The sequence below is a fragment of the Streptomyces sp. NPDC044063 genome (genome assembly GCF_056434285.1).
This window is the reverse complement of record NZ_JBWKFM010000028.1, coordinates 79482-92938: the sequence shown is the minus strand read 5'-3', so window position 1 is coordinate 92938 and position 13457 is coordinate 79482. Positions and strand designations below refer to the sequence as shown.

The 13457-nt window shown below is 72.0% G+C and carries 10 protein-coding genes; 7 read left to right on the top strand and 3 right to left on the bottom strand.

Annotation, left to right across the window (positions count from 1 at the left end):
• Nucleotides 1-209 precede the first annotated feature (209 nt).
• Entirely contained in the window at nucleotides 210-1730 is a 1521-nt protein-coding gene (locus AC07BS_RS28160) for a ricin-type beta-trefoil lectin domain protein (protein WP_478934880.1), read from the bottom strand.
• 107 nt (nucleotides 1731-1837) lie between these two features.
• On the opposite strand from AC07BS_RS28160, the gene AC07BS_RS28155 reads away from it, so the two are divergent.
• The 5 genes from AC07BS_RS28155 (at nucleotide 1838) to AC07BS_RS28135 (ending at nucleotide 8557) form a co-directional block, all read left to right on the top strand.
• Nucleotides 1838-3232, top strand: a complete 1395-nt coding sequence (locus tag AC07BS_RS28155) for a class II fumarate hydratase (RefSeq protein ID WP_478934879.1) — start codon at nucleotides 1838-1840, stop codon at nucleotides 3230-3232.
• A gap of 145 nt (nucleotides 3233-3377) precedes the next feature.
• On the top strand, nucleotides 3378-4076 hold the full coding sequence (fomD, locus tag AC07BS_RS28150) for a cytidylyl-2-hydroxypropylphosphonate hydrolase (RefSeq protein ID WP_478642994.1): 699 nt from the start codon (nucleotides 3378-3380) through the stop codon (nucleotides 4074-4076).
• Nucleotides 4077-4191: 115 nt separating this feature from the next.
• Entirely contained in the window at nucleotides 4192-4866 is a 675-nt protein-coding gene (locus AC07BS_RS28145; RefSeq protein WP_478642995.1) for a class I SAM-dependent DNA methyltransferase, read from the top strand.
• A 57-nt stretch (nucleotides 4867-4923) separates the two neighbouring features.
• The gene (locus AC07BS_RS28140) at nucleotides 4924-6909 is read left to right on the top strand and encodes a SpoIIE family protein phosphatase (protein WP_478934878.1); all 1986 of its coding nucleotides are present in this window, start codon (nucleotides 4924-4926) and stop codon (nucleotides 6907-6909) included.
• A 181-nt stretch (nucleotides 6910-7090) separates the two neighbouring features.
• Entirely contained in the window at nucleotides 7091-8557 is a 1467-nt protein-coding gene (locus AC07BS_RS28135; protein ID WP_478642999.1) for a catalase, read from the top strand.
• A gap of 70 nt (nucleotides 8558-8627) precedes the next feature.
• Here the strand turns inward: AC07BS_RS28135 and AC07BS_RS28130 are convergent, their stop codons facing one another.
• On the bottom strand, nucleotides 8628-10910 hold the full coding sequence (locus AC07BS_RS28130; RefSeq protein WP_478643000.1) for a transglycosylase domain-containing protein: 2283 nt from the start codon (nucleotides 10908-10910) through the stop codon (nucleotides 8628-8630).
• Between the two features lie 241 nt (nucleotides 10911-11151).
• Here AC07BS_RS28130 and AC07BS_RS28125 point away from each other — a divergent pair, with 241 nt between their 5' ends.
• A complete protein-coding gene (locus AC07BS_RS28125) occupies nucleotides 11152-12087 on the top strand; it encodes an SPFH domain-containing protein (RefSeq protein ID WP_478934877.1) in 936 nt (311 codons plus the stop codon).
• Nucleotides 12084-12332 carry a type II toxin-antitoxin system antitoxin gene (locus AC07BS_RS28120; protein WP_478934876.1) on the top strand — a complete coding sequence of 83 codons (249 nt, stop codon included), beginning with the start codon at nucleotides 12084-12086 and terminating at the stop codon, nucleotides 12330-12332. The genes AC07BS_RS28125 and AC07BS_RS28120 overlap by 4 nt, the downstream gene beginning before the upstream one ends.
• A gap of 15 nt (nucleotides 12333-12347) precedes the next feature.
• Here AC07BS_RS28120 and AC07BS_RS28115 read toward each other — a convergent pair whose 3' ends face one another.
• Entirely contained in the window at nucleotides 12348-13298 is a 951-nt protein-coding gene (locus tag AC07BS_RS28115) for a hydrogen peroxide-inducible genes activator (protein ID WP_478643248.1), read from the bottom strand.
• Nucleotides 13299-13457 lie beyond the last annotated feature (159 nt).

Below are 13457 nucleotides of genomic sequence, written 5' to 3'. Positions count from 1 at the left end.
AGGCACATCAGCCCGTCCGGCGTTTGAGGACAAGGCACAGCAGCCCGTCCGGCGTTTGAGGACAAGGCACAGCAGCCCGTCCGGCGTTTGAGGACAAGGCACAGCAGCCCGTCCGGCGTTTGAGGACAAGGCACAGCAGCCCGTCCGGCGTTTGAGGACCGGGGTCCGGGGCGGAGCCCCGGGGAAACGGCGAAAGGGCGGGTCAGGGGCTACGCGAACCGCTGCGACGCCGACCCGTCGCACTTCGCGAGCCGTACCGCGTCCTTCGCCCCCGCCAGGGTCAGGCACAGATCCTGCGCCGCCGCGGGCCGGTACGTGTCGCCGGTCCGCGTGAACCGCTGGTTCGTCCCCCCATGGCAGTCCCACAGGACCACCGCCGCGCCCGCCGCGTACTTCCCGCCCGGTACGTCCACGCACCGGTCGTGGGACAGGGCGGTGTGCAGCGAGCCCCGCTGCCCGTCGTACCACCACTGCTGGTTCCGGCCGCCGGAGCACGGCCAGCCGCCGACCGTCGTGCCGTTGGCCGTCGCGGCGCCGTACGCGTCCACGCACGTCCCCGTGGCCGCGCTCTTCAGCGGCCGGAAGGCGTCGTCCCACGTTCCCTCGTACAGGACGGGCGTCCCGGTGCTCGCCGGGTCCGCGCAGCCGCCCTCGCGCCATCCGGAGCGGTAGAGCTGGGTCAGGCAGGACGCGAAGGCGGCGTGTCCGCGCGCGTTGGGGTGGAAGGACTGCCGGACGGAGTTCTCGTTGGGCGGGAAGGGGTTCGCCACGTCGACGTAGAGGCCCCGGGCCCAGGTGTTCTCCATGCACACCTCGTGCCCGTGGAAGAGGCGCGAGTTGTCGAGGTACAGGGCGCCCGTGTCGCGCGCGGCCTTCCGCATGCCGCGTTCGAACGCCGGTACCGCGGTGTTCCGCCCCCAGGCGGAGTCCGAGGTGTGGCCGACACAGCCGCCGGGGAGCTTGCCGGGGAAGTCGGGGTTGTCCTCGAAGTCGGGGCCGATGGGGCTGGGGTAGCCCATGACGACGAGCTTGTAGTCGTCGTCCGCGTAGCCCGCGTCCGTCATGACCTTGCGCAGGTCGCGGACGGTCGCCTCGACCTTGGGCACCAGCCCGTCGACGCGGGCCTGCCAGCCGGGCGCGTACTTGGGCTCGCACGGTCCCTGGAGGGTCAGGTAGCGGGTGACGCAGTCGGTCATCACGGGGCCGAACTGGAGGTCGTCGTTGGCGCCGGCGACCAGCAGCACCATCTTCACGCGCGTGTTGCGCGCCTTGATCGCGAGCGCGTCGCTCTGTACGAGCTCGTCGGCGTACTGCTTGCTGCCGCCGACGCGGATGTTGCCGGTGTACGCGCCGGAGCAGGCGACGTTGTAGGTGACGTCGGCGGGGATGCCGGTGCGGTGGACGGCGGCGTCGGGCGAGCGGTGGCACCAGTTCACGGGGCCGTTCGTGCCGGGTTCGTAGGTGCCGACGCCCTCGCCGGATATCTCGCTGTCGCCGAGGGAGAGCAGTGAGGTCCTGCGTTCCGTGAGGGGGCGCTCGGCGGCGTCGCCGTAGAGCTTCCGGGCCTCGGCGGCGCGGATCTTCTCCAGTTCGGGTGACAGGGGGGTGGACGCGGCCGTGCCGCGCGGCTGGGCGGCCGCCGCGGGGGCGGTGACGGTCAGTCCGCCGAGCGCTGCCGCGAGGGCGGCGAGCGCCGCGAGGGAACATCGCAGGGTGGGTCTGCGTGTCATGGAGCCTCCCCGATTTCTGTTGTTACTCGCGGTATTTACTGGACGGTTGTGGCTTTGGGAACAGGACGGACGAGACAAACGCTGTGTTTGCCAGGAGGTACGTGACCATGACCGACAGCGAGCAGTACCGGATCGAGCACGACTCGATGGGCGAGGTGCGGGTCCCCGCGCACGCCAAGTGGCGGGCCCAGACCCAGCGGGCCGTCGAGAACTTCCCCGTCAGCGGCCAGCGCCTGGAGCGGGCGCACATCGCCGCGCTGGGCCGCGTCAAGGCGGCGGCGGCGAAGGTGAACGCCTCCCTGGGCGTGCTCGACGAGGACGTCGCCCGGGCGATCGCGGAGGCCGCGGAGGAGGTCGTGGAGGGCCGTTGGGACGACCACTTCCCCGTGGACGTCTTCCAGACCGGCTCCGGCACCTCCTCGAACATGAACGCGAACGAAGTCATCGCCACCCTGGCGAGCGAGCGGCTCGGCCGTCCGGTCCACCCCAACGACCACGTCAACGCGAGCCAGTCGTCCAACGACGTCTTCCCGTCGTCCATCCACATCGCCGCCACCGCCGCCGTGACGTCCGACCTGATCCCGGCGCTGGAGCACCTGGAGGCCGCGCTGGAGCGGAAGGCCGGGGAGTTCGCGGAGGTCGTCAAGTCGGGCCGGACGCATCTGATGGACGCCACGCCCGTGACGCTCGGTCAGGAGTTCGGCGGCTACGCGGCGCAGGTCCGCTACGGCGTCGAGCGGCTGCGCGCCACCCTGCCCCGGCTCGCCGAACTCCCCCTGGGCGGCACGGCCGTGGGCACCGGCATCAACACCCCGCCCGGTTTCTCCGGCGCGGTCATCGCCGAGGTCGCCCGCGCCACCGGGCTGCCGCTGACCGAGGCCCGCAACCACTTCGAGGCGCAGGGCGCGCGCGACGGGCTGGTGGAGACCAGCGGCCAGCTGCGCACGGTCGCCGTCGGCCTCACCAAGATCGCGAACGATCTGCGCTGGATGGCGTCCGGGCCGCGCACCGGCCTCGCCGAGATCAACATGCCCGACCTCCAGCCGGGCTCCTCGATCATGCCGGGCAAGGTCAACCCGGTGATCTGCGAGGCGGTCCTGATGGTGGCCGCCCAGGTCCAGGGCAACGACACCACCGTCGCCTCGGCCGGCGCCGCCGGGAACTTCGAGCTCAATGTGATGCTCCCGGTCATGGCGAAGAACGTCCTGGAGTCGGTCCGGCTGCTCGCCAACGCCTCCCGGCTGCTGGCCGACCGCGCGGTCGACGGCATCACCGCCAACGTCGAGCGGGCCCGCGAGTACGCCGAGTCCTCCCCCTCGGTCGTCACCCCGCTGAACCGGTACATCGGCTACGAGGAGGCCGCCAAGGTGGCCAAGCGGTCCCTGGCCGAGCGCAGGACGATCCGCCAGGTGGTCCTGGAGTCCGGCTACGTCGAGCGCGGCCTGCTCACCCTGGAGCAGCTCGACGAGGCCCTCGACGTGCTGCGCATGACCCGCCCCTGACCGCCGGACCACCCGGGGAGGTCCGGGGCGCCCGGGGGACGCCCGCCGGTGCGGGCGCCGCGGCCCGCTCTGGACCGTACCTTTGCGGCGCACATCACGGCGGACTCCCCCGCGCATCGGTGCCCCGGGCACCTAAGATCTCCGCATGACAGCGGACACGACGAGGACGACGGGCACGGCGGGCGGCGGCCACTGGGCGCCCGGGGACCACATCCTCTGGCGCTACCGCGGCAACGCCAGACCCGGTACCGAGGGCGGCATCAGCATCTGCCGCCCCGTCACCGTCGTACAGGACACCGACGAGCTGCTCGCCGTCTGGATGGCCCCGGGCACCGACTGCGTCAAGCCCGTGCTCGCCGACGGCACCCCCGTCCACCGCGAGCCGCTCGCCACCCGCTACACCAAGCCGCGCGCCACGTCCGTCACCCGCTGGTTCGGGCCCGGCGTGCTCAAGCTCGCCCGGCCCGGCGAGGCGTGGTCGGTCTGGCTGTTCTGGGACCTCGACTGGAGCTTCCGGAACTGGTACGTGAACCTCGAGGAACCCCTGGCGCGCTGGGCGGGCGGCGTCGACTCCGAGGACCACTTCCTGGACATCGCCGTCTACCCCGACCGCAGGTGGGAGTGGAAGGACGAGGACGAGTTCGCGCAGGCGCAGCACGCCGGCCTGATGACCGCCGACCGGGCCGAGCGGGTACGGGCCGCCGGGCGCGCGGCGGTCGGGCTGATCGAGGCCTGGGAGGCGCCGTTCACCGCGGGTTGGGAGGACTGGCGGCCCGATCCCGCCTGGACGGTGCCGGAGCTGCCGGCCGACTGGGACCGCACTCCCACACGCGTCGGAGCGTGAACGGGGGCGGGAAACGCTTGCCGACTCCCCGCGCGACAACCGTAGGATCGGCCTCCGCGATACTGCACAGCACGGCACGACGAACGACGGTCATGGTCACGGGAGGGGCGAAGCCGTGAGCGGTGGGGATGCACGGGACTACGACGGCTACGCCCGGTTAGGGCTGGACCGCAATGGACAGGCCGAGGCGTTCGACGCCATCGGCGACCGTTACGACGAGGCCTTCCCGCACAAGGAGGGCCAGCTCGCGGCCGGCGCCTGGCTGGCCGCTTCGCTGCCGCCGGGGTCCCGCGTCCTCGACGTCGGCTGCGGCACGGGGCTGCCGACGGCCCGTCAGCTGGTGGCGGCGGGCCACGAGGTGGTCGGCAGCGACCTCTCGCCCGGCATGCTCGACCTGGCCCGGGCCAATGTGCCCGGCGCGGTCTTCCACCTGGGCGACCTCGCCGACCTGCGGGACGGGCGGCTGGGCACCTTCGACGGCGTCGCGGCGTTCTTCGCGCTGCTGATGCTGCCGCGCGCGGAGATCCCGTACGCCCTGCGCATGCTGCACGGCCTGCTCAGACCCGGGGGCCTGATGGCGCTCTCCATGGTCGAGGCGGACGTCGACGACTTCGCCATCCCGTTCCTGGGCAACACGATCCGGGTATCGGGATACCTGCGGGAGGAATTGCGCCAGGTCGTGCGCGACGCGGGATTCGACATCGCCGGGGAGAGCTCGCCGGCGTACGCCCCGGCGAGTACGGACGTACCACCCGAGATCCAGCTCTTTCTCAACCTGCGCCGCGTCTGACCCACGTGTGCCCGCCCGGCGGGCGGGTACACGGCCCCGACGGATGGAACCCCACGCGTGACGGAGCATTCCAACTCCCACGGAAGACACCCCCTGCCCCTGCCGGGCCAGGGGCGCCGTGCGGCCGGTGATGCCGCGACCGAGCGCGCCCGCGAGGCCGCCCCGGCCGGCGGCGAGGCGCACGCCTGTGCCGAGCACGCGGAGGCCGCGGGTCCCGCGGCCCGCCCGGCCGGCCCCGGTGACGTGCCGCTCCCGGCCGGTCCGCCGGACGGCGGCAGCGGCGGCACCGGCCCCGCCGGCGTCGCCCGGACGCCGGAGCGGAACCCGGGCGGCGGGGAGCGCCTGCGGTTCGTGGGCGCGGCCACCCGGCGCATCGCCCGCGGCATCGACCTGGACGAGATCGTGCTGGGCCTGTGCCGGGCCACGGTGCCGACGTTCGCCGACGCGATCCTGGTCTATCTGCGCGACCCGCTGCCCGTCGGCGACGAGCGGCCGGTGGGCCCGGTGGTGCTGCGGCTGCGCCGCACCGACCGGCTGCCGGAGTACGTCCGCGAGGACCGCGAGGACACGGACGCCCCGCCGGAGGGGGTCCCCGACCCCGGGCCCGAGCTGACGGAGGAGGCCGCCGAGCGCTGCGAGGTGCGGATAGGCGGGCCGCTCGCGGAGGTGCTGCGCGGGGTCCGGCCCGTGTTCGGGGACTCGCCGGCCGCGCGGACGGCGCTCCCCGAGCTGCTGGGCGAGGGCCGGCGCGTCCCCCAGCGGCACCGTACGATCCTGGCGCCGCTGCGCGGCCGCCGCCGGGTGATCGGCGCGGCGGTCTTCGTACGCCGCGCGGACCGGCCCGCGTTCGAGGGCGACGACCTGCTGGTGGCGGCGCAGCTGGCCACCCACACGGCGCTGGGCGTGGACAAGGCCGTGCTCTACGGCCGCGAGGTCTACATCGCCGACGAGCTGCAGCGCACCATGCTGCCGGACTCGCTGCCGCAGCCCACCGGCGTCCGGCTGGCCAGCCGCTATCTGCCCGCGGCGGAGACGGCCCGGGTGGGCGGCGACTGGTACGACGCCATCCCGCTGCCCGGCAACCGGGTGGCGCTGGTGGTGGGCGACGTCATGGGCCACTCCATGACGTCCGCCGCGATCATGGGCCAGCTGAGGACCACCGCGCAGACCCTGGCGGGTCTGGACCTGCCGCCGCAGGAGGTCCTCCACCACCTCGACGAGCAGGCACAGCGCCTGGGCAGCGACCGGATGGCCACGTGCCTGTACGCGGTGTACGACCCGGTCGCGCACCGCATCGTGATCGCCAACGCCGGTCATCCGCCGCCCGTCCTGCTGCACCGCGGCGGCCGCGCCGAGGTGCTGCGGGTGCCGCCGGGCGCGCCGATCGGCGTGGGCGGGGTGGACTTCGAGGCGGTGGAGCTGGACGCGCCCGCCGGGGCGACGCTGCTGCTGTACACCGACGGCCTGGTGGAGTCGCGGATACGGGACGTGTGGACCGGCATAGAGCAGCTGCGCGAGCGGCTGATCGACACGGCGCGGCTGACGGGTCCGAACCCGCCGCCGCTGGAGCCGTTGTGCGACGAGGTGCTGGGGATGCTCGGCCCGGGCGACCGGGACGACGACATCGCGCTGCTGGCGGCGCGGTTCGAGGGCATCGCGCCGAGCGACGTGGCCTACTGGTTCCTCGACCCGCGGCCGCAGACCGCCCGCCAGGCGCGCCGCCTGGCCCGCCGGGCGCTGACGCGCTGGGGTCTGGAGGAGCTGACGGACGGTGTGGAGCTGCTGGTCAGCGAGGTGATCACCAACGCGGTGCGGTACGCGGAGCGCCCGATCACGCTGCGGCTGCTACGGACGGACGTCCTGCGCTGCGAGGTCGGGGACGACGTGCCGCAGCTGCCGCGGCTGCGGCAGGCGCGGCCGTCGGACGAGGGCGGCCGGGGGCTGTACCTGGTCAACAAGCTGGCACGGCGCTGGGGCGCGACCCGGCTGAGCACCGGCAAGGTGGTGTGGTTCGAGCTGCCGCTGCCGGCGCACGCGCGCTGAGGCCGGCTCCGGGGGCGTGGCGGCCCGCCGTCGAGGACAGAGGGCAGATCGACTTCCGGACAGTGTCATCCGGCCCGTTGCCGACGCCGTGTCGGCAACGGAAGACTGTCGGTGCCGCGGACCGGGCGGGCGCCCTTCCGCGGCACCGTCACGTCCACCGTCATCGTTCCGGGAGGCGTCCATGTCGGATTCGGCGCAGAGCGGCACCCCGTACACGACGAACAACGCCGGGATACCCGTGGAGAGCGACGAGCACTCGCTCACCGTCGGCCCGGCCGGCCCCATCCTGCTCCAGGACCACTATCTGATCGAGAAGATGGCCCAGTTCAACCGGGAACGGGTCCCGGAGCGGGTGGTGCACGCCAAGGGCGGCGGCGCCTACGGGCACTTCGAGGTCACGAACGACGTCAGCCGGCTCACCAGGGCGGACCTCTTCCAGCCCGGCCGGCGCACGGAGCTGCTGGCCCGCTTCTCGACGGTCGCCGGCGAGCTGGGGTCGCCGGACACCTGGCGCGACCCGCGCGGCTTCGCCGTGAAGTTCTACACCCGGCACGGGAACTACGACCTGGTCGGCAACAACACCCCGGTCTTCTTCGTGCGCGACCCGCAGAAGTTCCAGGACTTCATCCGCTCGCAGAAGCGCGACCCGCGCACGGGGCTGCGCGACCACGACATGCAGTGGGACTTCTGGACGCTGTCCCCGGAGTCGGCGCACATGGTCACCTGGCTGATGGGCGACCGGGGCATCCCGCGGACCTGGCGCCATATGAACGGCTACGGCTCGCACACCTATCTGTGGGTCAACGCGGACGGGGAGAAGTCCTGGGTCAAGTACCACTTCAGGACGGACCAGGGGATCGACTTCCTGACCCAGGCCGAGGCGGACGAGCTGGCGGGCCGGGACGGCGACGCCCACCGCCGCGACCTGTACCGGTCGATCGAGGCCGGCGACCACCCCTCGTGGACGCTGTACGTCCAGGTGATGCCGTTCGCCGACGCGGCCGGCTACCGCTTCAACCCGTTCGACCTGACGAAGGTGTGGCCGCACGGCGACTTCCCGCTGACCGAGGTGGGCCGGATGACGCTGGACCGCAATCCGGAGGACCACTTCGTCCACATCGAGCAGGCGGCCTTCGAGCCGTCCAGCCTGGTGCCCGGCATCGGCCCGTCGCCGGACCGGATGCTGCTGGGCCGGCTGTTCTCGTACCCCGACACCCACCGCTACCGCATCGGCCCGAACTACCAGCAGCTGCCGCCGAACCGGCCGCACGTGCCGGTGGCGTCGTACGCCAAGGACGGCCCTATGCGCTACGAGCCGGCGCGGGTGTCCCGCCCGTACGCGCCCAACTCCTACGGCGGCCCGGCGGCGGACACCGAGCGCTTCGGGGAGATCGCGGGCTGGCCGTCGTCGGGTGACATGGTCCGCGAAGCCGAGCGCCTCCACCGCGAGGACGACGACTGGGGCCAGGCGGGCACGCTGGTGCGCCAGGTCCTCGACGACGCGGCGCGCGACAGGCTGGTGGCGAACGTGGTGGCCCATCTGTCGGCGGGCGTGAGCGCGCCCGTGCTGGAGCGGGCGCTGGCCTACTGGCGCCACATCGACAAGGCGGTGGGCGACCGGATCGCCGCCGCGGTGAACGGCGGCTGAGGGCCCCGGAACGCCGACCGGCGGCCGCCCCCTCGAAGGGGACGGCCGCCGGTCGTGTGTCGTACGGGCGCTACTGCGGTGGGGCCTCGGGGACCCTGCCGCCGTTGGGCCGGGTGCCGTCGGTGGAGCCGCCGCCCGTGGGAGTCGTGGGCTGCGTGTTCGTCGGCTTCGGCGGGGTGGGCTTGGTGGTCGGCTTGTCCGTGGGCCTGTTGGTCGGCCGGCCCGACGGGGTCGACGTCGGCGACTGGGTGTTCTTCGACGGCGTGGTCGTGGGCGTCGGCGTGGCCGGCGTGCTCGGGGTGCCGGCGGCCGTCGGGGCCGGGGCCTGCGGGGCCACGAAGCCGTCCTCGGTCTCCAGGTCGAACTTGGCCTTGTCGTCCTCGTCGTCACCGTAGACGGACGAGGTGTAGGTGGACCAGATCCGGGCCGGGTAGGTACCACCGTTGACGCGGCCGCCGCCACCGGTGCCCTGGAGGGTCACCTGGGTGCCGCCCTGGCCCTCGCCGAAGAGGCCGACGGAGGTCACGAGACCGGGCGTGTAGCCGGTGAACCAGGCCGACTTGTTGTCGTCGGAGGTACCGGTCTTGCCGGCGACCTGGTAGTTCGCGTTGGCCACGACGTTGGCCGTACCGTCGTCGACCACACCGGTCATGACGGAGGTGATGCCGTCGGCGGTGTTGCGCTTGACGACGCGGTCACCGATGGCGTTCGGCAGCTTGAAGTCCTGGCCGCGCAGGGTGGCCGACTTGACGATGCTCGGCGTCACCTTCTTGCCGTGGTTGTTCAGCGTGGCGTACACGCCGGCCATCTCCATCGGGCTGGCGCCCATGGAGCCCAGCGACATGGCCGGGGTCTCCTCGAAGTCGCTCTTCATGCCCAGCTCGACGGCGGTCTTCTTGACCTTGCTCAGGCCGACGTCGACGGCCATCTGCGCGAAGACGGTGTTGACCGAGTCGTTCATCGCCTTCTGCACGGAGACGGCGGGGAGGGAGTACCCGTCCTCGTTCTCCGGCGCGAAGGGGATGTCGCTGCCCACGACCGGGCGGCGGTTGGTGGCCTCGTAGGACGTGCCCGCGTTGATCGGCTGGCCGCCCTGGGTCTTGGAGTTGTTCTCCAGCGCCGAGGCGAGGATCAGCGGCTTGAACGTCGAGGCGGGCTGGTAGTCGCCGCGGGTGGCGTTGCTGATCTGGTGGCTGGCGAAGTCCGCGCCACCGTAGAGCGCCACGACCTTGCCGGTCTTCGGGTCGACCGAGACCGCGCCGGCCTGGACGTGCCGGTCGACCTCACGGCTCTTGTCGAGGTCGTCCAGCAGACGGTTCTTGACCGCCTTCTCCAGGGCCGCCTGCTTCGTGGGGTCGATGCTCAGCGTGATCGTCCAGCCGCCGGCGGCGAAGATCTGCTCGGCGTCCTTGGCGCTGCGGCCCTCGCCCTCCTGCATGAGATCGCGGATGATCTCCTTCTTGGCGGCCTCCAGCATGTAGCCGTTCTGGCCCTTGAGCCCGGCGGCGGCCTTGGGCTTCTCCGGCTCCTTGAACGTCATGCCCTGGCGCTTGGAGGAGTCCAGCCAGTTCTGCTCGACCATCTTGTCGAGGACGTAGTTCCAGCGCTTCTTGGCCAGGGTCTTGCCGGTCTCGGTGGAGGCCGGGCCGAAGTCGTACTGGCTCGGGGCCTGCAGGAGCGCGGCCAGGTAGGCGCCCTCCTCCAGGCTCAGCTTGTCGACGTCCTTGTTGTAGTACGCCCGCGCCGCGGCCTGGATGCCGTAGGCCCCCCGGCCGTAGTAGCTGGTGTTGAGGTAGCCCTCGAGGATCTCGTTCTTGGACTTCTCGTCCTGGACCTTCAGCGAGATGATCAGCTCCTTCACCTTGCGGGTGACGGTCTGACGCTGGTCCAGGTAGTAGTTCTTGACGTACTGCTGGGTGATGGTCGAACCACCCTGCTTGCCACGGCCCATGACCGTGTTGAAGATGCCGCGGGCGGTGCCCTTCAGGTCGACGCCCGCGTCGGTGTAGAAGTTCTTGTTCTCGGCGGCGACCACCGCGCGCTGGATGTTCTCCGGCACCTTGGCCAGCGGGACTTCCTCGCGGTTGACCTCGCCGATGCGGGCGATGGTCTTGCCGTCCCTCGACTTGTAGACGTTGCTCTGCAGCTTCGCCTGGCCGTTGCCCTTCGGTACGTCCACGGAGAGGTACAGCGCGTAGAACGCGCCCACCCCCAGGGCGATGACGGCTATGAAATAGGCGAGCAGCTTCTTCCAGGTGAAGAACCGGCGTATGCCCTTCTTCTTGGGCTTCTTGCCGCCCGCGGCTGGGCTGCTGCCCTTGTTCTGCGCCTGTCGCGCTTGCGCTCGGCCCATCTCTCCCGTAGCTCCAGTCCGTCCGCCCCCAACCCAGCTCATGAAGCTAACACCGCAACTGCTCTCAAACGCCCATCGATCACGGCAATAACGGACGTGACATACAGCACCCCGGTCGGCGGGAACCGAGTGCGGCGTAGCGCGGGGAAACCGTACAGGGCCATAATGTGCTATCACTTTGATAGACAGCCGATGATGCGCGGCCGAGACTCCGCGCACCAGCCGAAACGGGGGGCGTCCCATGTCCGCGACCACCACAGAAAATCCGCCCGTCACCTCCGGGACACGCGTCCGCGAGCTGCCCGCCAGCGACATCGGCGGCGGCCTCGCGCTGTTCCTGGGCCTGCTCGGACTGCTCCTGGGCGCGGGGGCCGTGGCGGCGGGCGCCATCACCAGCTCCCACGTCGCCGGCGGGGTGACCGCGGCGATCGTGGCCGCCGGCATCCTGACCGGCCTCGCCGCGATCATCGCCATGAGCGGGCTGAACACCGTCGCCCCGGGCCAGGCGAAGGTTGTCCAGCTCTTCGGCCGCTACCGCGGCACGATCCGCACCGAGGGTCTGCGCTGGGTCAACCCCTTCACCAGCCGCGAGGAGATCTCGACCCGGGTCCGCAACCACGAGACGGCCGTCCTGAAGGTCAACGACGCCTACGGCAACCCCATCGAGCTGGCCGCCGTCGTGGTGTGGAAGGTCGAGGACACCGCGCAGGCCATGTTCGCGGTCGAGGACTTCCAGGAGTTCGTCTCCACCCAGACCGAGGCGGCCGTCCGGCACATCGCCATCGAGTACCCCTATGACGCCCACGACGAGGACGCGCTCTCCCTGCGCGGCAACGCCGAGGAAATCACCGAGAAGCTCGCCCAGGAGCTCCACGCGCGCGTCGAGGCGGCCGGTGTGCGCATCATCGAGTCGCGCTTCACCCATCTGGCCTACGCTCCCGAGATCGCCTCGGCGATGCTCCAGCGCCAGCAGGCGGGTGCGGTCGTCGCCGCGCGCAAACTGATCGTCGAGGGTGCGGTGGGCATGGTCGAGCAGGCCCTGGAGCGCATCAGCGAGCAGGGCATCGTCGAGCTGGACGAGGAACGGAAGGCGGCCATGGTGAGCAACCTGATGGTGGTGCTGTGCGGTGACCGGGCCGCTCAGCCCGTGCTGAACACCGGCTCCCTCTACCAGTGACGGACGACGCCGCCGGACGGGCGGAACGGCCGCGGCAGCGCAAACAGGTGCTGCTGCGGCTCGACCCGCTGGTCCACGACGCGCTCACCCGCTGGGCGAACGACGAGCTGCGCAGCGCCAACGCCCAGATCGAGTTCCTGCTGCGCAAGGCCCTGAGCGACGCCGGCCGGATGCCGAGGGAGGCCGGCGCGATGCGGAGGAGGGGCCGGCCGTCGAAGGCGGAACGCCCCCCGGGCACCGAGTAGCCGCCCGCCCCCGGTTCAGCGCCGTACGATCCGCACCGGCAGCCGTTCCAGCTCGCCGCGCAGGGCCCGCGCGAACTCCTCGAACTCGCCCTGGCGGGCCGCTCCGCCGCGCATCGCCAGGGCGATCCGGCGCGAGGGCGCGGGATCGGCGAAGTCGCCCGTGGCGAGATCGTCGCTGCGGCCCGTCTCGACCTTCAGGGCCGTGCGCGGCAGCAGGGTGACGCCGAGCCCGCCGCCGACGAGCTGCACCAGCGTGGAGAGCCCGGCGGCGCTCGTCGTCATGGCCGCGCCCTCGGCGCGCCCGGCCTCCCGGCAGACCTCCAGGGCCTGGTCGCGCAGGCAGTGCCCCTCGTCGAGGAGCAGCAGCTCCAGCTCGCGCAGCGCCTCGCGGGGGATGTCGTCGCGGCCGGCCAGCCAGTGGTCCCGGGGGGTGACGAGCACGAAGTCCTCGTCGAAGAGCGGGATCTCGGTGACACCGGGGGCGCCCAGCGGCACGGCGAGCAGCAGCAGATCGAGGCGGCCCTGAGTGAGGCCGTCCAGCAGCGAGGAGGTCTGCTCCTCGTGGACCTGGAGGTCGAGCCGTGGATAGCGGTCGTGGACCAGGCGCAGGACGGTGGGCAGCAGATAGGGCGCGACGGTCGGGATGACGCCGAGGCGCAGCACGCCGGTGAAGGGGGCGCGGGCCGCCTCGGCCTCCTCCAGGAAGTCCCCGACGGCGTCGAGGACCGTGGCGGCCCGGGCGGCGAGCCGCTCGCCCGCAGGCGAGAGCAGTACCTTGCGCGTCGTACGCTCGAGGAGCTGGATGCCGAGGGTCTCCTCCAGCGTGGAGACGGCGCTGGAGAGCGCGGGCTGGCTCATGCCGATGGCGGTCGCCGCGTCGCGGAAGTGCAGATGCGTGGCCACGGCGACGAAGGCGCGCAGCTGCGCCAGGCTGGGCTGACGGGGCCGCCCCGGCGGGGTCTTCACCGTGCCCGGCCGGGCCGCCGCGGCCCGCTCCGGTCCCCGCTCGGGCTGCCCCGGGGGTATGGACGACGTCACTGATAACCACCTCCGATCAACATCACCCAGTCTACCTATTTCCGCTATCAATGCCTCCTGTGGCACTGTGGTGGTCGTCCAACCCGC